The 22029-nt window shown below is 56.2% G+C and carries 14 protein-coding genes and 1 riboswitch; of the genes, 9 read left to right on the top strand and 5 right to left on the bottom strand.

Annotated features, from left to right (window positions below; translation table 11 throughout):
* The first annotated feature begins 609 nt into the window (after positions 1 to 609).
* The 5 genes from JI721_RS05430 (at position 610) to JI721_RS05410 (ending at position 6678) form a co-directional block, all read left to right on the top strand.
* Entirely contained in the window at positions 610 to 1407 is a 798-nt protein-coding gene (locus JI721_RS05430; RefSeq protein WP_274457043.1) for an IclR family transcriptional regulator, read from the top strand.
* Between the two features lie 135 nt (positions 1408 to 1542).
* A complete protein-coding gene (locus JI721_RS05425; RefSeq protein ID WP_274457042.1) occupies positions 1543 to 2718 on the top strand; it encodes a CaiB/BaiF CoA transferase family protein in 1176 nt (391 codons plus the stop codon).
* A complete protein-coding gene (locus tag JI721_RS05420; RefSeq protein ID WP_274457041.1) occupies positions 2715 to 3617 on the top strand; it encodes a hydroxymethylglutaryl-CoA lyase in 903 nt (300 codons plus the stop codon). Before JI721_RS05425 ends, JI721_RS05420 begins: the two co-directional genes overlap by 4 nt.
* Positions 3618 to 3719: 102 nt before the next feature.
* On the top strand, positions 3720 to 5117 hold the full coding sequence (locus tag JI721_RS05415; protein WP_274457040.1) for an MFS transporter: 1398 nt from the start codon (positions 3720 to 3722) through the stop codon (positions 5115 to 5117).
* A gap of 103 nt (positions 5118 to 5220) precedes the next feature.
* On the top strand, positions 5221 to 6678 hold the full coding sequence (locus tag JI721_RS05410; protein ID WP_274457039.1) for a bifunctional 2-methylcitrate dehydratase/aconitate hydratase: 1458 nt from the start codon (positions 5221 to 5223) through the stop codon (positions 6676 to 6678).
* A gap of 9 nt (positions 6679 to 6687) precedes the next feature.
* Here JI721_RS05410 and JI721_RS05405 read toward each other — a convergent pair whose 3' ends face one another.
* Positions 6688 to 7377, bottom strand: a complete 690-nt coding sequence (locus JI721_RS05405; RefSeq protein ID WP_274457038.1) for a sigma-70 family RNA polymerase sigma factor — start codon at positions 7375 to 7377, stop codon at positions 6688 to 6690.
* A 451-nt stretch (positions 7378 to 7828) separates the two neighbouring features.
* Here JI721_RS05405 and JI721_RS05400 point away from each other — a divergent pair, with 451 nt between their 5' ends.
* Positions 7829 to 8518 carry a hypothetical protein gene (locus JI721_RS05400; RefSeq protein WP_274457037.1) on the top strand — a complete coding sequence of 230 codons (690 nt, stop codon included), beginning with the start codon at positions 7829 to 7831 and terminating at the stop codon, positions 8516 to 8518.
* A 62-nt stretch (positions 8519 to 8580) separates the two neighbouring features.
* Here JI721_RS05400 and JI721_RS05395 read toward each other — a convergent pair whose 3' ends face one another.
* Entirely contained in the window at positions 8581 to 9324 is a 744-nt protein-coding gene (locus JI721_RS05395) for a YigZ family protein (protein ID WP_274457036.1), read from the bottom strand.
* Between the two features lie 1801 nt (positions 9325 to 11125).
* Between JI721_RS05395 and JI721_RS05390 the strand changes: the two genes are divergently transcribed.
* Positions 11126 to 12412 (top strand): hypothetical protein, encoded by a 1287-nt coding sequence (locus JI721_RS05390; RefSeq protein ID WP_407654091.1) that lies wholly within the window; start codon positions 11126 to 11128, stop codon positions 12410 to 12412.
* 168 nt (positions 12413 to 12580) lie between these two features.
* Positions 12581 to 13687 carry a glycosyltransferase gene (locus tag JI721_RS05385; protein WP_274457035.1) on the top strand — a complete coding sequence of 369 codons (1107 nt, stop codon included), beginning with the start codon at positions 12581 to 12583 and terminating at the stop codon, positions 13685 to 13687.
* 61 nt (positions 13688 to 13748) lie between these two features.
* Here JI721_RS05385 and JI721_RS05380 read toward each other — a convergent pair whose 3' ends face one another.
* The 3 genes from JI721_RS05380 to JI721_RS05370 all read right to left on the bottom strand — a co-directional run bounded on the left by JI721_RS05380 (position 13749) and on the right by JI721_RS05370 (position 20696).
* A complete protein-coding gene (locus JI721_RS05380) occupies positions 13749 to 15188 on the bottom strand; it encodes a glycosyltransferase family 39 protein (RefSeq protein ID WP_274457034.1) in 1440 nt (479 codons plus the stop codon).
* A gap of 380 nt (positions 15189 to 15568) precedes the next feature.
* Complete coding sequence (locus JI721_RS05375; RefSeq protein WP_274457033.1) at positions 15569 to 18691, bottom strand: beta strand repeat-containing protein; 3123 nt, start codon at positions 18689 to 18691, stop codon at positions 15569 to 15571.
* Positions 18692 to 18929: 238 nt separating this feature from the next.
* Positions 18930 to 20696 (bottom strand): IS1634 family transposase, encoded by a 1767-nt coding sequence (locus tag JI721_RS05370; protein WP_274454817.1) that lies wholly within the window; start codon positions 20694 to 20696, stop codon positions 18930 to 18932.
* 524 nt (positions 20697 to 21220) lie between these two features.
* On the opposite strand from JI721_RS05370, the gene JI721_RS05365 reads away from it, so the two are divergent.
* The gene (locus JI721_RS05365; protein ID WP_274457032.1) at positions 21221 to 21421 is read left to right on the top strand and encodes a cold-shock protein; all 201 of its coding nucleotides are present in this window, start codon (positions 21221 to 21223) and stop codon (positions 21419 to 21421) included.
* Between the two features lie 355 nt (positions 21422 to 21776).
* Positions 21777 to 21861: riboswitch (cyclic di-GMP riboswitch) on the top strand.
* The last annotated feature ends 168 nt before the right edge of the window (positions 21862 to 22029 follow it).

The raw sequence follows: 22029 nt of genomic DNA, 5'->3' as shown, positions 1-22029 counted from the left end.
GGGCCCACCGGCACTCGCATTAGGCACCTTTCCTACCTAAATGGTGGTCCGGCGGGGCCGGACCGTCCGAGTTAAGGCGCCTTTCGCGCCTTACCCAGCTCCGTCCGGGTCCATCGGCGTTCGCATATGGCGCCTTTCCTTCCCTAAGGCGTCGTGAGGCGGAGAAGGCCTCGCCGCATTAGGCACCTTTCCTTCCCTAAGGCGTCGCGAGGCGGAGAAAGCCCCGCCGCTTTAGGCACCTTTCCTACCTAAATGGTGGTCCGGCGGGGCCGGACCGTCCGAGTTAAGGCGTCTTTCGCGCCTTACCCAGCCCCAGCCAGGTCCATCGGTGCTCGCATATGGCGCCTTTCCTTCCCTAAGGCGTCGCGAGGCGGAGAAGGCCTCGCGGACCCTTCCGCATTAGGCACCTTTCCTGCCTTACGCCCTCCGGTGCAGACCGGCACCCTGGATGTCGGACGCTCATATTCCTGAAATCACCATCGGTATGCACCACACCCCCCTCTGTAAAGACCCATAATATACCTTCCTCACCCTTCGTTTTTCACCCGTTGACGCACCTTAAAATTCGTTGTATTCTGACATTGACCGCAATACAGTCGAGGTGACCATATGACGGACATGGTGGACGGGACGGCCGGCGCGGCGCGCGATGCGAATCGGACGCTGGTCATCCAGAAGGTCGGCGCCATACTGGATTATATTGCGCAGCACAGGGGAATAGAGCGCTCGCGGACGCAGATGGCTGCGGACCTGCAGATTCCGCGGGGGACGCTGCACCGGCTGCTGAAGGATTTGGAGGAGGAGCGTTTTCTCACGCGCGATGAAACCGGTTACGCCGTGGGCTCGCGCGTGTTGGCGCTGGCTGCCGAGGTCCTGAACGATCGCGACATTCTCTGCCTCGCCCGCCCGCACCTGCAGCGCTTGTCTGCCCAAACGGGCCTGAACGCATCCCTGTATGTCCGCATGGAAGAGTGTCGTGTCTGTGTCGATCGCGTCGAGGGCCCGTCCATTTTGCGCCCGGCGGTGAAAATCGGCGAGTTGCTGCCCTTGCACCTCGGCGCCTCCGGCATCATCTTGACCGCATGGCTGTCCGAGGGGCTGCGCGAGGATTTGCTTCGGCGTTCGCGGGCGCGGTTCGGCCGTGACGGGATGCGGCCCGGCCAGGACCAGTTGCACCGCGACGCCGCCTGGTGGGCCGCCGTGCAGCAAAGAGGCTGGGTGCTGAGTGTGGGCGAGCGCGATCCAGAACTGGCCGCCCTGGCGACCCCGCTGTTCGACGTGAATCGGACGGTGGTCGCTTCCTTGTCGATATCGGGATCGACCTACCAATTTTCGAAGAAGGACCCGGAGGCCATCGCGGCATTGTTGCTGGATGCCGCGCAGCGGTTGGGGCACATGCGGGCATAGCCACGCGCATAGCCACGCGCCGTCGCCCGGTACGCGGGGCCACCGATCAACGCAACGCATTGCGACTGTGGGGAGTGGAGCAGAGTGGATTCTTCGGTAACATCCAGGCATCCGAGACCATTAGAAGGAATCCGCGTGCTGGAGTTTGGTTCGCTGATTGCCGGGCCGTTTGCCACGCGGCTGTTGGCTGACTTTGGTGCAGAGGTCATCAAGATTGAATCCGAGCAGGGCGACCCACTGCGGCAGTGGGGGCTGCTGGCGGACAACGGGGATTCGTGGTGGTGGCAGGCGCAGGCGCGCAACAAAAAGCTGATGGTCTTGGACTTGCATCACGAGGAAGGGCAGGCCATTGCGCGCGACCTCGTCAAACAGGCCGACGTCATTGTGGAGAACTTCCGACCGGGTCAGATGGACCGGTGGAACCTGGGCTACGAGGCCCTGTCGCAGGTGAACCCGGAGATTGTCTACGTAAGCGTGTCCGGCTTCGGCCAGTCCGGCCCGTACCGGGAGCGGCCGGGATTTGGCAACATTGCGGAGTCGATGAGCGGCATGCGGTACGTGACCGGGTTTCCCGACCGGCCGCCGGTCCGGGTGGGGTTTTCCATCGGCGACGAGATCGCGGCGCTCTACGCAGTCTTTGGCGCGCTGATGTCGCTGCTGCGCCGTGAGCGGCACCAGGACGGGCTGGGCGATCACGTCGATGTCGCGCTGACGGAGGCGGTGTTCAGCTTGACGGAGGGCGCGATGACGGAGTACAAGCACGCCAACGTGATTCAGGAGCGGACCGGGAATGCTCTGAAGCGCTCGGCGCCGTCCAACATCTACCCCACCAAGGACGGACGGTACATCGCGATCGGCGCAAACACACCGCGCATCTTCCCGCGGCTACTGGCGGCGATGGGGCGCGAGGAGCTGGCGAACGACCCGCGGTTCATCGACAATCAGGCGCGGCTGGCCAACATCGAAGAACTGGACGCGATGATTGCGGAGTGGACGCAAACCTTTTTGCTCTCGGACCTCTGGGAAAAATTAAATGCGTACGAAGTGCCGGCGGGGCCCGTGATGAACGTCGCGGACATCGCGTCGGACCCGCACTATCAGGCGCGGGAGATGATCATCCAAGTACCGTCGGAAGAACTTGGCGCCGTCTGGATGCCGGGTGTCGTGCCCAAACTCACGAACTTTCCGGGCGGTGTCGATCACACCGGAAACTGCCTGGGGCATGACACGGCGTGGGTGCTGCGCACCATCCTGCACTGGGACGACGCGCAGATTGAAGCGGCGGTGGAGAAGGGAGTGATTGCTCGATGAAGTGGCCGCAGTCCGTCCGCATTGTGGATGTGACGCCGCGCGATGGCCTGCAGGATGCAGACGGCGCGTTGACGAGCGAGCAGAAAATCCGCCTGTGCAAGGCATTGTATGACGCGGGCGTGCGGAGCGTGGAAATCACCGCCTTCGTGTCGCCGAAGTGGGTGCCGCTCATGAAAGACGCGGAGACGGTTGCCACAGCCCTGCGAGACTGTCATGAAACGATTGCCCTCGTCCCCAACGAGAAGGGGTTCGATCGCGCCCTTGCCACAGGGGTCGACGCGGTGACGTTTGTCGTCTCGGCAAGCCCGATGCATCAGCAGGAGAACCTGCGCATGCCCTTGGCGGATTCCCTGCAGCAATTCAGGCGGATCGCCGAGCGAAACGACACAGGCGGCAGCGCTGCGGGCGCCGACGTGGGGCGCGTTCGGCTGCGCGGCGCCATCTCCTGTGCGTTCGGGTCGCCGTTTTCGGACGAGACCATCGTGCCCGCGCACGTCGCCGACATTGCGGAACAGCTGGTGGAGACGGGGGCCGTGGAACTGGGCCTGGCGGACACGGTGGGGGTCGGGACGCCGCAGGTGGTGTACGAGACGCTCTGCCGCGTGAAAGCGCGCGTGGGGGAGGGGGTGCCCATCGTGCTGCATCTGCACGACCGCTATGAACTTGGGCTCGGCAACATCACCGCGGCGCTGATGGCGGGGGTGACGACGTTCGAAACGGCGCTCGGGGGACTCGGCGGCTGTCCGTTTGTGCCGGACGCGCCAGGCAACCTTGACACAGAGAAGGTCGTTTGCTGGATGCACCGGATGGGGATTGAAACCGGGATCGACGAGGAGGGGTTAGCACAGACGCGAACGTGGTTACTGGATGCCTTGCGTGCGTCCGTCGCACGCGCGTAAGCGCGTACAGCTTCATTCCTTCATTCACAGTGGAGCCAGAGAGAAATCGTAGAATCAGTCGCGGGGTAAGGGGATACAGGAGAGATTCTGGAGGTGGAAGCGATGGCAACCCTGTCGATTGCAGCGAGACTGGACCGCATCCCGGTCAGCTCGATTCACCGCAAGGCCGCGTTTATCATTGGATTGGGTTTGTTCTTCGAACTGTATGATGTCTACTTATCCGGTGTATTGGGGTCTGTGATTTCAGAACAGTTTCACATCAGCGGCGTGACGCAGTCGCTGCTGCTCGGTTCTTCGTTTTTGGGGATGTTTCTCGGGGCGATTTTCCTCAACCGCATGGCAGACGTGATTGGCCGCCGCAAGGCGTTTATGTTCAACCTCCTGATTTATTCGGTCTTCACGTTTCTGTGCGCGTTCAGTCCGAATGTTTCGCTGCTCGTCCTGTTTCGTTTCCTCGCGGGCTTTGGCATTGGCGCCGAAGCACCGCTGTGCGACACGTATCTGAGCGAGATTCTGCCGTCCTACCGCCGCGGCACCATCATGGTCTGGGCCTATACCTTGCAGTTCTGCTCGATGCCCGTCGAAGGGTTGTTGGCGCGCTGGATTGTGCCGACCAACGTGGGCATGGCCGGCTGGCGGTGGATGTTCATCATCGGTTCGCTGGGTGCCGTGTTTGCCTGGGCGCTCCAGCAGTTTCTGCCCGAGTCTCCGCGCTGGCTGGAGTCGGTCGGCCGCAAGTCGGAGGCGGAGAAAATCATGGTTCGCTTCGAGAAGCACCTGACCGCCAGTCAGCGCGTGGACATCGCGGACCTGCCGCCGGCCGTGCTGGCACCGCCCCAGGAAAAGCTGCCTGTCTCCACGCTGTTCATCGCACAGTTCCGCCGGCGCACGATTTTGCTGTGGGTGTTCCAAATCCTCCAGACGTTTGGCTACTACGGCTTTGGCACCCTGGTGCCGCTGGTGCTGGCCCAGAAGGGGTTTGATGTGCACAGCTCTCTGACGTACACCACCCTGACGTTCATCGGGTACCCGGTCGGCTCGCTCATCTCGCTGCCGATTGTGGAGCGGATTCAGCGCAAGTGGCTGATTGTCGGAACGGCCTTTTGCATGGGGGCGTTCGGCATCTTGTTCGGCATCTCCAATTCGCCTGCCCTGATTATCATCTTCGGGTTCCTGTACACATTGGTGAGCAACATCTTCTCGAACGCGTACCACATCTTCCAGGTGGAGATCTACCCGACGTCCATTCGGGCCACCGCTTCTGGCGCCGGGTACAGCCTGAGCCGTCTGTCGAGCGGGCTGATGCCGTTCGTGCTCCTGCCGCTGCTGCAGACGAGCGGCGCCACCGCGATGTTCAGTGTCGTCGCCATCGCGATGGTGATTGTCATGATTGACATCGGCGGTTTTGCGCCCAAGACCACCGCGCGGCCGCTGGAGGAACTTAACCAGATTCCAACCTTGAACACCGGGGTCGAAGACGCGCACTCCACGTCTGTCTGACGCGATCATCGAGCTGTACACGCATGGGAGGGGCGCCGGGGCTCGCAGCGGGCGCTCCCGCAGGGCGTCCCTTCCATGCTTCCAGCCACAAGGAGGGTGGACCATGCCAGAAGCGCAAACAACCGGCGAAATCGGCGAAGTCGATGCTGTCCTGGAGCAGATTGCAGACTACGTTGTCGGTCAAACCACCTTTGGCGACACGGCGCTTTGCACCGCACACCTGACGATGCTCGACGCCATCGGCTGCGGCATCCTCGCCCTGCAGTATCCAGCTTGCACCAGGCACTTGGGGCCGCTCGTCGAAGGCACCGTCGTCCCGCACGCGGCGCGCGTGCCCGGAACGAATTACGAGCTCGATCCCGTCCTTGCCGCGTTCGACATCGGCTCGATGATTCGCTGGCTGGACTACAACGACACCTGGCTCGCGAAGGAGTGGGGCCATCCGTCGGACAACCTGGGCGGCATTCTCGCGCTCTGCGACCACGAGTCGCGCGTTCGCACCACCCGCGGCGAGCCGCCGCTGACCGTGGCGGACGTCCTCACTGCACTCGTGCAGGCCCACGAAATTCAAGGCTCCCTCGCCTTGGAGAACAGCCTGAACGCGCATGGGTTCGATCACGTCCTCTTCGTCAAAATCGCCACAGCCGCCGTCGCGACGCGTCTGCTCGGCGGTTCAAAGGCTCAGGTGGTGAACGCCGTCTCCAACGCCTTCATCGACAACGCGAGCCTGCGGACCTACCGCCACGCACCGAACACGGGCTGGCGCAAGTCGTGGGCGGCGGGGGACGCGACCAGCCGCGGGGTCTACCTGGCGCTGATGGCGCACAAGGGAGAAATGGGCTACCGCCGCGCACTGACCGCTCCGCACTGGGGCTTTGAGGATGTGGTCATGGGCGGGGAGCCGGTGCGGCTGCCCGAGACGCTCGGGTCGTACGTGATGGAGAACGTCCTCTTCAAAGTCTCCTACCCCGCCGAGTTCCACGCCCAGACGGCGCTGGAAGCCGCTATTCGGCTGCACGGGCAGGTCGCCGCCCGCCTCGACGACATCGAACAAGTCGCCATCCGGACGCATGAATCCGCGATCCGCATCATCAGCAAGACGGGGCCCTTGATGAACCCTGCCGATCGCGACCATTGCCTGCAATATATCGTCGCCATTGGCCTGTTGTTTGGCACCCTGACCAGCGAACACTACCAGGACGCCGCGGCGGCGGACCCCCGCATTGACCGCCTGCGCGCCAAGATGGTGGTCGAGGAGTGCAAGCGGTACAGTGAGGATTACCTCAATCCACAGAAGCGTTCCATCGCGAGTGCTGTACAGGTGCGGTTCACGGACGGGTCGGCCACCGAGTGGGTGGAAGTGGAGTACCCGATTGGCCATCCGCGCCGGCGGGACGAGGGCGTCCCGAAGCTCTGGGAGAAGTTCGCCGCCAACTTGTCGACGCACTTTCACAGCGCGCAGGTCGAACGCATCCTCGCCGCCTGCCGGTCGTATGACACGCTGTGCGCGATGTCCGTGCCGGCGTTTGTAGAACTGTTCGTGCCGGACACCACGGGTTAGGGCGTCGTCTTAGTTCGTCGTCAATACGCCGCGGACTTTCCGAAAGGCGCGCTTTCGCCACGTCTTCACGGTTTCGCTGGATACACCTTGGGCGCGGCAAATCTCAGCATTTGTATAGCCGCACAGTGCGCCCTCGACGTACTGGCGCTCGCGGGGGCTGAGGCCGGCCGCGTCCAGCGTGAGCTGCAGCTCGGCGGACGCGGCGCTCACCCGCCAGTCGGCGACGGCCGACGCATCGAGCGTCTGGGTGATGCGGTCCCGAACCGCTCCGTCGTCTCCGTCCGACGGGGCCTCGATGCGGCCGCGGAGCGTCCGCGCCTGCAGGGTCCACTCGCGCCGCATTGCGGTTCGGACGTCTCCGCGCATCTTCGCGGCCGCGAAGGCGGCGAAGCGAACGCCGCGCGCCGGATCCCACAACTGCACTGCCTCCAGCAGCGCCAGGCCGGCCTCCTGCACCGCGTCCTCATACGAAAGGTGCGCATACCGCCCTGCGATTTTCCGCATGAGCCGCCCAAAGTCTGCAAAAAGTTGGTCCACTGCTGCTTTGTCCCCATCCCGCGCCGCCAGCGCCAGGGTGTCCGCAGCGCTTGGTTCGGTCAGCATCGGCGTGTCTGCAGTACTCGGTTCGCGCCCGGACGGGTCCACCCCGTTGGCTCCCTTGGATGCGGCCTTCGCTTTCCCTTGCTGCTTGTCTTCCATGTTCGTCTGCTCCTGTCAAAGGAACCGGCTCCTTGAGAATTGCTAGCAGACTTGACTCTACGGGGTTCACAAGCTGGGAGCGAACCGTGAGTTGGCGGAGACTCATCGAGTTTCCGTGGCTGCGGCAGCGTGGATGGGAGAAAGATTCATACCCAAGGACCGGCATGCAAACCGGGGCTGCCACACACCACCTGCCCCGGCACCGCGTCCCGCCGCGAATCCGCAGCCTGCCGGGCGCTGGAGGCGGCGGGGGACAAGCCGCCTGACGGGTGGGTGACTTGGCTGCGTCTCACACATCCGCGTAAATGTTTAGCAAAATCGGTCAGATGATTCCTATCATTTGTCATCCTATTCTGGTAGGATGGAACCATTGGAATAGATTTGCAATGAACAACCCGGCGGAATCGGCTGTCCGATCACGGGTGACTGGGTGGGGGGAGACTTTCTACAAATGAAGACATCGAGCAGCGGGGAGGACAACACACCGCACGAGAAAGCCGCAAACGAACAGACACCCAGAGAGGCGGAAACATCCCCATCGCGACGGAACCAAAGCAACGGGGATATGTACACGGTCGAGGAAATCAAAGGGCTGCCAACGTACCGGCGGTGGTCGGACATGCCGCGCCTCGACCGCTGGATTCAGGAATTCGTCGGCGTCGTCCCCCAGTACCTGCAGGGCGGGGGCGACCACTGCCTTCTGCTCGACACGCGCGGCCCGAGGTGCTACGTAGCCGCCAGCGTGGTGACCGTCACGCGGCACATCGCCGCACACTACGGGCTGACAAATCTGCAAGCGTGGCACGAGGCGTTCCTCGGCCGCCGGCTGGCCGGCCACATCCCGATGCCCGACATCGGCGATGCGCTCGCCGCCATCAAGACGCGCACACCCAAGTACCCAAACGACGGGTCCCGTGGGTTCATCGCGATCGGCCAAATTGCGTCCATCCGCGCCGTCGCGAAAGGGGAGAGCGTGATGCGCCTGGAAGGTTCCGGCTATGAAATCCCGGCGCTGGTGTCGAAGGCCACCTGCCAGCAGCACTGCAACGAGGCCGACGTATTTCGGCTCCAACTCGTACATAAGGAGCTCATTCCGCCGCCCAGCACGCCGCGCGGCCGGTGGGACCCGCGGTACATTTAGATTTAAGTCTACCCCGCATCACCGCGAGACGTTCGCATCACCGCCTGGCATCCGCCCGCGCGTCACGTCTCCGCAAGCACCACGAACGTCCCGTCTGGCCGCATGCCCATCCAGCGTGCGGCCGGAATCTCCACCAAGGCTTGCCCGCTGGTCAAGTCCGCAATGCGCGCCGCAAACCCGTCCGCCTGGCCCTCCGGCACGTAGACCCGAAACGACACGTCCGCGCCAAACACCCGGTCGGTCATGTGATACCCAATCTCCGCCAACGCATGCTCCAGCCGCCCGTAGGCGCCGTAGTCGCAGGTCACCTCCGCCGCGTGCATGCGTACGCACCGCAGCAACGTCGCCGCGCCAACAGCGGCTAGGGTCGTGTCCTGGTACGCGTGTACGAGCCCGCTCGCCCCCAGCAGCGTTCCGCCAAAATAGCGCGTCACCACCGCGATGACGTTGTGCAAATCTCTCCGCCGCAGCACCTCGAGCATCGGCCGCCCGGCCGTCCCGCTCGGTTCGCCGTCGTCGGAGAAGCGTTCTATAGGTACACCGTCGATCCCGATGCGATACGCATAACAGTTGTGATTTGCCGTTTTGTGCGCCTCTCGGACCTCAGACAACACCGTTTCCGCGGCTTCGACGCTGTCCACCGGCACCAGCAGGCCGATGAACCGAGACTTCTTAATGATGCGTTCTTCCTCGACCCGCGTTTCCACCAACCACGGCCCGCCGTCACGCTCCGTACCATCCGTCAAAGGGGCTTCGTTATGTTCTGCCGCCCCAAGTCGATCTGACTCGCCTTTATGCCGTGCCACGAGCGAATTCCCCCTTGCACCGCCCAGTCTAACACAATCAAAATGAAAGCCCGTTGTAACGTGGGCAGGGGGCATTCCGTCTATATCACTGTGGGCGAATCAGGCCCGCCTGTCCATCGGTCGATAGGTCACTCTCGGAGCACACCGTTTGTCGATTTTTGCAGGGGTGTTCTCAATGCAGGTTCTAATCTTCCAACGCTGCCATATGAATGGCAATGTTGGGTCGAATGAACCGTTGCATTCCATACCCCAATCGACGACAATCAGGAAGCGTTGAGAGACGAAAAAACCGCGACAAATCGCGGACATAACCTTCCTGAGGTGCTTTACTCAGCCCGGTATTATCTGTATAATACCAATCTGTAGTAGATTCCTCGGAGTGCCGACAACAAGAGACACCCTATACATAATTCGAGGAGGAAACAAATAATTTGACGAATTTTGGCCCGTAACAAGGAAATTGGGCAGTTTTGTCGTACATGTGGAGTAGGCGTCTCTATCAGCACTACTTCAAATATCGACAACGTTAGAAAAATGGGGTCAAACTGTCGGGCGCAACACACTACGCACTGAAGGGAGGGATGTCTTCCTGCGAGACTGCTGGATGACACCCTGACAGCAACACACAAGCGCGGTGGACGGAGATTGTACGCGCTTGCGGGATGCCCGAAGGGAAGGTCCCATGCAGATGTACGCAGGAGACGAGAACACGAGTTGTATTGCAGGTGACTCGTCACCATCCCATCAGTAGAAATTCATTGGTACCATCTAAGGAGGAGAAACGCACTTGAAACGTACGCTTACAGGCGTATGCGTGAGTTTCTACCCCATCCACACCGCACCTTGAAACTTAAATTGCAGAATTTCATGTATAGATCTCGCATTTATCACGTCCGTAATGCTGCAATGGCGCATTTAAGTTCATTGTCTTGACAACAAACACCGACAAACGCACTTCGCGCCTCTGGGTGCATTTAACATGGAGCCTCTGCTGGCATGATTCCTCGTTATATAAAGCTGACGGGACACTTTGCCACGAATTCGCACGGCTGTCATGCCCGCCACTATTAAATGCTTTTAAAACCGGAAAAAATGTTGCCGCGTTTTTTTGTATTTCTAAACCGCTCTATACAACACGTGCGCTCATGCAAGTTGTTCACATGGAGATTCCAGTTCCGCACCGACAAACAACGACCTAGTATCTTGCTTTTGCCTGCCTAATTTCAGGCCGACGTAAACACGGCCCCATGGTTCCATAACCCAGATGTCTATGTTTTCGACGTATATTGTCAGATGGGACAGTACGTAGCGTTCACCGCATCTCCTATGAAAGTTTGCAAGCCGACGGATGTCATCCGGATGCCGCCAAACCAAGCCTGGCTGGAATATCCTAGCTAAGGACATGGAAAGTGCGTTCAAGAATCGGTGAGCCAAATATCCGCTATCAAAGTATTGGGCACTCCATTCCGAGACAGATACATCCCCCAATTCCAATGAGTTACTCAACCCACTGTGCGCATACGTGTTTGGTGCATCATTCATCAACCTGCATAAAACTCAACTGGATGCGCATCATAAAGATTTACCGAGAATTTCATGTTTTAACATGAAATTCTCATTTTGCGCGCTTACAATGATATCACCGAATTGGGGCTCACACACCGCACAGAATGAGGTGGGTACATTGACTTCAAAACGTCGCCATACCGCAGGGCTCGCTGCGCTGGCCTTCGTTCTGCTGGCGTTGACTGGATGCGCCGCAATACCGCAAAATGCGCCGCACAAATCGGCTCCAAAAACGATTGCCGATCGAACACACGAAAAGAAAAGAATCAACGCGGTCGTTGATACAGGCCTCTCACCAACGGTGTACGGACTAAGAAAGTTCCCCTACCCATATCAGGCCATGCTCGCGATTTCTTCTGATGCGGACAGTCAAACCCTGCGTAAGTTCAACCTCGTTCACGAGTTTCTGACCCAGATGACTCCATTGGGGCGTGGGTTGGGGCTTGACTTTGCCGATTCCTTTTTCATGTATAACGGCGATAACTTGCCGGGTGCAGTCGACATCAACAACCTACCGATGTCAAAGGAGTTGACCTGGTTTAAAGGGGTGTCCGACCAGCCCTACGCAGCCTCTGTGCTGAACGCCTACATTCACGACGGCTGGATTGATACCATGCATACGTTTGGCGATTTCAGCCGGGTCAACCAAAGTCAGACGCTGTTCACTCGCCAACTGGCCATACAAGGCATTGCCGCGTTAAAGCAAAACCAGGATGAGATCACCGTCTGGACTGACCATGGCAACAAATCAAACGTCGACAACTTCGGCGCATACGGAAGGGCGGCGTTCTATAACTATCAGCAAGGGGCAAACCCATCATCCAAGTACTACCATACGGATATTACCATTCCGTACGGCATCAAATTTGTCTGGCCCGATATGTCCAGCGACCAGTTTGGCATGAAATCGATGATTTACCCCATCAAGCTTCCAGATGGAAGAAAGGTTTGGGGATTCTGGCGGTATACAAATTCCAGCTACACCAAAACGGGGAGCCCGGTGTGGAATTGGACACCATACCAGCTGTCCAATCAAATTACCATGACAAAGCTGAAGAACCTGGAGAAGGAGCACGAGTTCTCCATCATCGCCCAACACCTGGACGGGACGACCTACCCGGATGTGCTGCCAAAATCGGCGGTTACCGCATTGGAGGAGCTCGCAACGGAATACCATGACGGGCGCATTCTCGTCGCGCGGACCAGCCGCCTGCTGCAGTACAACGTGACCGAGCAATACGTGAAGTATAAAGTGACATACCAGAATGGGACGGCGTACATCCACATTCTAGTTATCGCCGACCCGGTGCTGGGTACCCACGTTCCTAGCTTGGATGAGATCCGTGGATTGACGTTCTACACATCAAATCCAGCACGAACTGTCATTGAAATTGGCAATACACCCATTCCGTCCACCCTGGTTCAGGAAAATCGAAGTGACGGAGTGCATCCGAGCGTTGCTGTGCAGTGGTATCCGCCGGACACGACGAACTATGCGATTTCTGAGCCTGGCGTCTCATAACCCCGACCCGGGTGAAAATAAAGAAGGACGCGGGGCGCTTTCCGTTTCAGCAGGCCACCCCGGGGGTGAAACACGGCAGGATATTTCTTCGTCTCATTAGTAGCCGTGTTCATTAGACATGCATGAAGGAGACAATTCTGCTATGATGCCCTTGGAAGGTGGCGAATCATGAAATTAAGCATTGTCGTGCCAACGTACAACGAACTGGACAACGTTACGGTTTTAGCCGATCAAATCTATACATCCCTGCAGGGTAAGGTCGACTTTGAAATTATCTTTGTGGATGACAGCACGGATGACACACCGCAGCGATTACAAGCGCTGGCCAACGAGCGGTCATACGTCCGGTTTTATCATCGCACTGGGGAGAAGGGGCTCGGCACTGCCGTTGTGCTGGGATTCTCCAAAGCCCAGGGCGATGTTCTCACCGTCATGGACGCAGACCTGCAGCATCCTCCTTCCATGCTGGTTCCGATGATGAAGGAAATCATGAATGGCGCGGACATGGTCATTCCCAGCCGATTCATCGAAGGCGGTGACGATGGCGGACTCGCCTTTCATCGCAAGGTCGTGTCGGCTGTTGCCCGGTATATTGGAAAACTGGCGTTAACGTCCATTCGCAAGATCAGCGACCCCACGTCGGGCTTTTTTATGTTCAGACGTGAGTGCATTCGCGGCGTGACGCTGTCCCCAATTGGGTGGAAAATCCTGATTGAAGTGCTTGCGCGTGGAAGGTTTGAGCGGATCGTTGAGATCCCGTACCGGTTTCACCCAAGAAACGCTGGTGAATCCAAGATGTCGATTCGGGAGCAATGGAACTATCTTCGGCATTTGCTCAAACTGATGATAGAAATTCCGGAAGAGCGTCGGTTCTACCTGTTTGCACTGGTGGGGCTGTCTGGTGTCGTCATTAACATGGTCATTTACGATGTATTGGTACACCTCGGGTTGGCTGTGCCCCTTTCCGCATTCATTTCTGCCATTTGCGCGATGGTCTCTAACTTCATACTGAACGATTCCTTGACATGGCGGGAAGTTCATTCGACATCCCTGCATAAACGAGCGCTGAAGTACGGCGTGACTTCCGTGGTTGGGATCTCAGTGAATATTCTCGTGCTTGATTTGTTGTACAAGGGCGCACACATTCATTATCTGGTTTCTAATCTCGTTGGAATCGCGTGTGCGACCGTCTTCAATTACATCGCAAACAACGCCTGGACCTGGAGGTCAACCAAAAAGCGGACAGTGTTGTCCAAGCCTGACCGGGTGGCCTGAGGCGGTAAGTACCCTCCACCCGGTTTGCCTTCCACACGATTACGAACAACCAACGCGGCATTTATAGCCAGAACACCGTGTATCCGTCGACGACCTGATGTCGAAAGTTCTTCTGCAGGTAAGCCATCAGTGGCTGATTGTCGGGCGCCGTCTGATGCTCCACAACCAGTACGGCAGCCTTCTCACGTATCTTCTCCTGAATCCACGCCTCCTTCTCAGCTAGTGTCTCCTTGGTGTTGAAGTCACGCCACCCGTAATGTCGCGAATAGTCGAAGATGATGGGGGTTGTGCCAATCCATAAGATGCGGTCGTTCGCTGGAAGGGACCGGAAACGTAAGCCAAGTTCATAAATATTCTTCTGATACGGCGTGTACAGCACGGGCGTGTGCTGCCACGCAGCGCTAACTGCTAAAGCCGTGACTGGAACGAGCGCGATCAGCGACCAACGGTGGAAATAATGATACAGCGCGTACCCGCCGTATGCCCCCATGAGGACACCGGGCAACGCGATTACCAGGTAGTAATACTGCAGGGCGTTGTGCGTTGCAACCCAGGCTTCGAATATAAAGGCACCGAATCCCCACCCAATCAAGAGCGCATACAGTTTCGAGTTCAGCCTTGGGAAAAAAAGCCCCACAATTGCCAATGCAGAAATCGGACGAAACAATAACCTCGTTGTGATAAATTGGAATGCCTGATGGTAGACATGGAGATGCAAATTGCTGGCCATATGGCGAAGGAGGTATGCACTTGTGTCACCCGATACAAACTTCGATGCCGCAATGGAACCTTCATAGTGCAAGTAAAGCTCGGTAAATACGCCAGCGAACACAACACTCAATATGACCTTAGGAGAAATTAACGACCGCCATCCACTCTTGACCATAGCAAAAGCAAGCAGGCCAGGCAAAATTGTGACCGCCGGCAGTTTGGACAACGCCAACAGTAGAAGAGACAGGGCTGCAACGGACGCACGACCCCAAGTCTGGTTCTCCAAGTAAGCGTTCACTGTAAGGACTGTCACCAACAGCATGGTCATCATGAAAATTTCCGGCATGAGGGCTTGTCCGTAATAAATGTCGTACGGAACAAGCAGGTACAGCAGAGCACCGAAAAGGCCATACGCCGGAGTAAACAGCTTCACGCCAATGCGGTAAATCAAGTACACATTCAGGCTGAAAAATACGTCAGGAATCACGTGAAGCAACATGGTGTGCCAGCCAAATATGCGCATTAAAATGCTGGTGAGCCAGGGAATGACCTGAAGTTCCAACTGCACGAAGAGGTCATGCGTCCCATCATAGAAGATTTGTGGTTTCAACGGATTCGTCAGGACATATGTAAAATGCCAAACAATGCTCTCTTCATCTGTCTGTCTCCAAGCGTCCGACGCGTACAGCGGCATGTGGAGCGTGATGACGTGCACAAGCACAGACGCAGCTAGGAGGAGAAAGAGGCAGAGCAAGTACAATTGGTGTGTTCGTTCACGCTGGGCATGCATCTCTGTTTCCCCTTACACTGAACTTTGGATTCGATGACTCTAATGATAACACGACGCACCTACGTGGCAACGAGACCTTTCCGTTATGAGTATGCATTTTCACGCTACGTGTGTCGGACCTCAATCGGAGACGCCTGTGTTCCCACTGCCAATTTGTTAGATTTGGCATAAGATACCTCTCTCACGTGTTCCAAGGGGGAACATCCACTTTGAAATGAGGATTGAACATCAAGGGCTTTCAAATGTTCTGCTGGTTGTTGGAGCATAGCGGGTGTGTCGCCACCCCTCACTCCGAACTCCGGCCCGAAAGATTTTCCCATGCCGGGCAGACATAGAAAACACCCGAGGCATAAGCCCCGGGTGTTCTGCTACATCCACACTTAGAATTGCGGAGTTGTTACAGACGAGACACCAGGATAACCGATAGTTGCGGTTGCTCCAGACAATGTGGCGTCGTTGCTGCCAAATGTAATGGTGTACTGGTCGTCATTCGGCGAGGCGCCCTGTGTCACTGTAAACTGGTCAAGGCCAGGTTGAGCATTGGTTGTGTAGGTGTAATTGTCACCGCCCACACTCAACGTAAACTTGCTCGGATCAGCGGATGTAAAGGCAGCTGCTTCCGCATCAGTAAGTGTAACCGTAGCTGAGTAGGAGTACGCCGCTGGTCCACTGGATTCCGCAGTACCTACCCCGCCGAAGTTCGTTGTGAGCGCCATGTTAGCCGCTGCGGCTTGATATGTCGCAGACAGGTCGTACGTGTCTGCGTTCGCGTTTACGTAGTACACCGTCACGCTGCTCTGACCAGCCGGAATCGTAACTGTGGTCACAGGGCTTCCACCTTGGCTAAGAGAGAATGCACCGTTGCCCGCAGTTGAACCGTCGCTGCTAAGAACGTCATTCAGAGATACGGTCAAAGGTGTTGTTGCCGTTACAGCATTGCCGTTCTTATCCTCCGCCGTGATCACAACCGCTACCGGCGTGTCTGCCTTTACAGCAACGCCAGTCGTTGCATCCTGGCCATTTACGGTCGAGGCGAACTTATCCAGGGCACCGGGTGTAACAGTGAATGTTGCCGTAGCTGATGGTTGGCCGGCGGCCGCTGTGTCAGTGACCGTTACAGTGTAGGTGCCTGCAATGGTCAACGCGGGCAATGTAACTGGGCTGGTACCTGTTGTCGTGCCGGTGACTGTTGTGAATCCTGTCGGTCCCGTCACAGTATATGCCAAGTTGTCGCCCATTGGTGCGCCCGCAGAATCATACTCTGTGAACGATAACTCCGGCGTTGCGGAATCTGCACTATAGGAAGTCTTGTCCGTGGTGACACCAACTTTCGTTACCACAGATGATGCGACCGTAAGTGTCGAAGTATTACCAGAACCTTCGCTCAAGCTATTGCCTGCCGCCCAGTTCGGATCGATCTTGACAGCAACTGTGCCTGTGTCGGACGGTGTGTTAGGTTCTGTGGCTGTCACGGAAGCAACGCCATTACTGTCAGTTGCCACACTGGATGCACTCAGTGTCGGTGCGTAAGTTCCACCAGCCGTAAAGTCGACGACTACACCTGATTCCTTAACGACGTTTCCAAATTGGTCTACCAACTGAGCAGAAACTGTGCCAGATGGATTGCTGGCAGGTACTGTGATAGTCATTGGCTTCACAGTTACGTCGTAAGGAGCACCCGGCGTCACAGTAAATGTTTCGGTTAAAGGCTCAATTGACGTGTGAGAGCTATCAGAGATGGTCACCTTGTAGGTGCCCGCGACGACCTTGCCACTGCGATAAGTCAATGCGATGGTCTCAACGCCATTCGCGTAAGTCGGAGTCGCAGTCACGTCGGTAGCGGACGCCCCACTCGGACCCGTAACGGTTGCGGAAACAGTGTCTCCCGTACCGGTATCGGCAATATTCCCGTTGGCATCCTCTTCGTCGACTTTATACGTCAAGAACGGAGATGAAGTGGCAGCCGCAACCTGGTCGGCCGTGAACGACGTATTGGCTGGCGCTGAGGCCAAAGCAATCTGGCTGTACGCACCACCAACGTAAGCGGTCAACGTTTTAGTGACGCTGCCAAGCCCCGGAACGCTCACGGTAATAGTGATGGGTCCAGTGGTTTTGTTGCTATTGGTTGCAATCCCGACCGTGCCAGAACCGTTCTCAAGCGTGACTGAGTCTGTCGTCAATCCGTTACTCAATGTAGCAGGTCCCGCGACGGTTACGGTTGCAGTAGTATTACCTTGCGCAATCGGATTACCGCTTTGGTCTACCACATTAATCGGAAGAGACAAGTAGTTTGTTCCGTAGTTTACGTTACTGTCAATTGCGGTCGGAGCGGTGGACCCAAAGGCAACTGCCGCGGGAACGGGGGCTACTACGCTAACAGCGGTTGAAGTCCAGTCACTCGGGCTAACCACACCAGCCGCGCCAGGAACTCCAGCATAAATGGTGTCGGTGCCTGTCGTGGAACCACCACTGTTTAACGTGATTGTCACTGTGCCATTCTTCGCTGTGTACGCGATTGGATCACTTACGTTTCCGGCACTTTTCGTGCCATCTGGGTTAGTAAGCGTATCAGACGACGAGGTCGTCAGGTACACATCTACAGTGCCATTATAATCGGAAACAGTATTTCCGTTGGCATCAACAACCGTAGCCGTAATGGTGTCCGTTGACACTCCATTAGCCACTAGGGTACTTGAAGTAGGAGCCAATTGAACCCCTGCCGCGGCACCGTATACAACAATCTTTGTAGTTACCGTCTTTCCTTCATATGAAGCCGTCACGTTGTAAGTACCTGCTTTGGTCGCAACGAAATTACCATTGTTGTCAACCACAGCACCGCTGTTATCAACGGTCCATGTTACGCCCTGCGTTACGGGCGCACCATTGTTGGTCAACCCCAAGCTCTGAGGTGTGTTAACAGCAATGTTGCTGGTCGGTGCACCCGTGATAGCAAGTGCGCCAGCTTGAGCCGCTGGAGGTACGATATTCCAGATCCCCGCGGAGCCTTCGTAGTCGCTTGCGTTGAAACCAAGTGCGTTCAGGACTTGCTGGAGATCAAAAACCTGCATGAACGAGGTCGCAAACTTACCACCCGGAGGTGTTACCACGATGCGGTTGCCCTTGAAGACTTGCTTTCCGTTCACCTGAATAAAAGCGTTTGCTCCGGAAGGCTGATTTGCAGGGAGCTTAGAGCTGTCAACCGTATTCGTCGTTTGGATGTTTAGCGTTCCGTTATCCCAAGTCGAGGTAAACCCGAGCTGGTTCAGCAGATACTGAACGTCATACACCGAGATGTAATAGGTCCCGTTGTACGTGAAGCCTGGGACATTCTTCAGTGCCGAAATAGTCGTACCGTTATTTTCAATAGCACGGTGAGACCAGCTGTACTTGCTCGAGCTCGTCGCTGCCAAAGCCGCCGGCGCAAATGAACCGAGAACCATGGACGCCGCAACGATGCCTGTAAGCGTACGTTTCAAGTGCGTTTGAACGTTATGGAGTTGCATGAGGTGAAACCCAAGAAAAATGCGGCTCTGGATGCCTACATTTGTAGTTCAAATGGTTTTGCAATGGACCATTGGCTGTTCATAGGTTAATAAAAGGTGCGGGCGACAAATGGTATCCACATTGACAGTTTTGGTTCTCCCAATTTTTGTGCTTGGAAACCTAGCGTGAGTTTCCGGGTTATGTTAGCGAATGCTCAGGAACGTAAGCCCAGCAAGGGATTACGGGGGAGTCGTTGTATTACCCACCGATTCGATACTGATCCAAATTCAAAGCTTCCACAATGCGTCTTGTATCCGGATCCAGTTTACTCAGCGAGAACGATTGCCGATCCTTTTTGCTTGCACCTTTCTTTGGGTATACGGTGATGACCTGTTTGACTTCGCCCAGGATGTCCAGCATCCGATTGATGCTGATGTCGATCCCGTGACCATGCAGTTCCCGATTCAGCAGGCTGCACAAGCGAAGGGCCAGAACGCAGTAGAAGGCGTGGACCCGAATTTTTTGATCAGTCCAGTGATAGATCGGTCGAAAGTCCAGGTGATCTGCGTTCTTCATTTGTTTGAAGGCTTGCTCAATGTGATACTGCGACCGGTAAGCCGTGACAATCCGTTCGTTAGTCCAGTCGTGGTTGTCCGTGTAGAGAATTGTTTTCCCCAACTGACGTTTGCGCAGCTCTTCAAGCCGCGACAGGTCCAGCGAGAATTCCAACTGAACCGCATCCGACACGGTAGATAGCTCAACGACAAACAGATCTTTCATGAACTCTGCATGCAGAATCTGGTCGACCTGATGTTGGACGGAGCTGAGGGTGGGCTTGCGCCCTTTCCGAATCACTCCCTCCTGACGGGCCTTGAGAGTTGTCTGCAGTTCGCGCAGGCGAGTCGTGCACTTCTCGATGTTCTTTTGAATTCCCTGCAGTTGGCCTTCTTCCAGCCTGGGATTGTGGACTACAAGCACCGTCATGTCCTGACCATACGCTGGATACGTAGTGCGGTAGGCCGTGACCCCCTCGTACTTGGTGCCCGTAACCGGCACGAATTCTGCTCGGTCAATGTCCAGCAACGGTTTGCATTGGGAAAGCTTCAGGGAGCCAACTACGTGGAACTTCGTCGTTCCGGCTTGTAGCTGTTTGAGGTGTTCCGGCGAGTTGTTCCCTTTGTCGAACACAAGCGTTGGTTCAAGCTTCCGGTCGCAAATTTTTTCGAACCGCTTTTGTAGTCTTTCGACAACGTCCAGGAACTGCCTGGCATCCGGCTGGTTCCCCGCGTACACTTCATGAAAGAGCGGGACATTGAAATCCGGAGAGACCATCATGGATAAGCCGACGATCTTCAAATCGCCGCGTTTCTCTTTGCTATGGCCGCGCTGAGGCAGTTTGCTGTCCGAGTTGGTGTCCACAAATGTGAAGAAGTTTGTCGTGTCATAGATCAAGCAGTCCAGGCTCAGCCCGTAGGTTTGGACAACCTTTTGAGTAAACACATCCTCAAACTCACCAATCGCCTGTTCAGACAGGGCATTCATATGATCCCAAAAGCGTTGGCTGGACAAATGATGCGCCTTGGCTGGGATAACCCGATCCAGGCATGTTTTCGTGAACCATGCAGCAATCTTGCTTTTGCTTGTGGGATCCACCGCTCGATTGATCGCAGCAATGAGCATGTATTCTCCGATGGTCAGACCCTGCGAGCGCTTGGGAGCTACCTGATTGATGAGTTCCACGACACCCAGTCGCTTGGCCAAGTCATACAGTGCCATGACAGATCCAAACTCAAGGACAATGCTGTACTTGGGTTGGTCCAGATCAGATGGTGCATCCATGGCTGCAGCGATGTGCTCCGCACGGCCCAGATACTTCTGGCGTACGATGCGAGGCTTCCCGTCGACACGGGCTGATTCCACGAGGTAGTAATACACTTGGCCCTTCTTCTTCTTTTTGATGATGGAAGCCAGGTCAATCGCCACCTCTACAGTAGGGTAATACATACATTCGACAACGAAGTCCATTCACCTGCAAACGCGGCGCAAAATAGCCAAATCTACTAGAAATATACCGCGACAAAAGTAGGGTAATACTTTTGGATGGATATTCAACCACAAATATCCATCCAACAATTGCAGTTGGGGTGCATCTTCACGGGGAGCAAATTAAATTGTGCGCTGATTTTCTCTGGAAAAAATTCTCGTAACCCGGAAACTCACGCTAGATGATTTTGGTGTGTCTCTTTTTTTACGGTCGTACTACAAGGCCAAGCTGTGGCCGCCACGAAGGGACGGGTTGCCACAAGGGTTATTGACGGCGACCCGTTGCCAATCCGAAAGCGGAGCGGCTGCCACACTGAGGAATCGGGAAGTCAGGAGGGACGGCCACAACCGCACAATATTGGATAATCTCCACATTCCTGGAGCAATAATCACCACATCGAACTTCGTGGGTTAGCATGTCGTTCCCTCTTATGCTAATATATTACAAACCAACCTCAGATCTCTTGCTAAGAGACGGGATATTTCAAGTTACAGGAGGCTTAGCAGTGCAGGGTACAGTGAAGTGGTTTAACGCAGAAAAAGGGTACGGGTTTATCGCAGGAGAAGACGGAAATGACTTGTTTGTCCACTACAGTGCAATTGATGGCTCTGGATATCGGAGCCTCGAAGAAGGGCAGCGTGTCACTTATGAAGTCGTCCAAGGGCCAAAGGGTTCTCAGGCCGGCAACGTCGTAGTACAAAGGTAAGCCTCTTCCATATGTAGATATTATCAAGGACGAGCCGAGCCCTTCAGTGCGCTCGTCCTTGATCTTTGAATTCGGTTTTCGAAGCGGTGTGATAATTTTAACTACCCATATGTGGCGACCCGGTGGAAAAAGCCATTGGGAGTGACGCCGATTGATGCATCACTGCGTCGCAACTTAAGAAGGTTGTGCCGAGATAAACATTCCATATTTTGGTATACCAAACCCTCTCTCTTTATACTTGCCACGATACCCTTATCCCTCAATGAGCCCGCTCACCATTGATCGGGTTCTTTTTTTATAACCATCCCAGGCCAAATGAAGGATTCGACAACTGCATGTCGAAAGTTGTCAGCAAGCTATATATCGGCAAACCCTTCGAAAGATGGGGACGCAAAGCCACGGGTCTACGGGAATCATCCTATGATCGCCGGGTTGCTCGACTATTACTCGGTCTTCTCCGGTCGAACCATTCCCCCGTGGATGCGGGGCTTTTTTATGCTTAGGAGGTCATACGTAAAGTGTCCTACCAAGAGTGTGGTGCCTCAAATGAAGTCGTTACGCTGGAGTCTTACGAGCGCTACCGTGCGATCTTGACGCCTGAGGAGTAC

It is taken from the genome of Alicyclobacillus cycloheptanicus, assembly GCF_028751525.1.
Taxonomy (GTDB): Bacteria; Bacillota; Bacilli; order Alicyclobacillales; family Alicyclobacillaceae; genus Alicyclobacillus_L; species Alicyclobacillus_L cycloheptanicus.
The sequence above is the reverse complement of the archived record's forward strand: the minus strand, read 5'-3'. Positions and strand labels throughout refer to the sequence as shown.

Bases quoted from the DNA above. Each gene is read 5' to 3' on its own strand.
- JI721_RS05405 (WP_274457038.1), bottom strand. From the start codon at position 7,377: ATGGAAGACAAGCAGCAAGGGAAAGCGAAGGCCGCATCCAAGGGAGCC.
- JI721_RS05415 (WP_274457040.1), top strand. From the start codon at position 3,720: ATGGCAACCCTGTCGATTGCAGCGAGACTGGACCGCATCCCGGTCAGC.
- JI721_RS05370 (WP_274454817.1), bottom strand. From the start codon at position 20,696: ATGGACTTCGTTGTCGAATGTATGTATTACCCTACTGTAGAGGTGGCG.
- JI721_RS05420 (WP_274457041.1), top strand. From the start codon at position 2,715: ATGAAGTGGCCGCAGTCCGTCCGCATTGTGGATGTGACGCCGCGCGAT.
- JI721_RS05430 (WP_274457043.1), top strand. From the start codon at position 610: ATGACGGACATGGTGGACGGGACGGCCGGCGCGGCGCGCGATGCGAAT.
- JI721_RS05410 (WP_274457039.1), top strand. From the start codon at position 5,221: ATGCCAGAAGCGCAAACAACCGGCGAAATCGGCGAAGTCGATGCTGTC.
- JI721_RS05400 (WP_274457037.1), top strand. From the start codon at position 7,829: ATGAAGACATCGAGCAGCGGGGAGGACAACACACCGCACGAGAAAGCC.
- JI721_RS05380 (WP_274457034.1), bottom strand. From the start codon at position 15,188: ATGCATGCCCAGCGTGAACGAACACACCAATTGTACTTGCTCTGCCTC.
- JI721_RS05385 (WP_274457035.1), top strand. From the start codon at position 12,581: ATGAAATTAAGCATTGTCGTGCCAACGTACAACGAACTGGACAACGTT.
- JI721_RS05375 (WP_274457033.1), bottom strand. From the start codon at position 18,691: ATGCAACTCCATAACGTTCAAACGCACTTGAAACGTACGCTTACAGGC.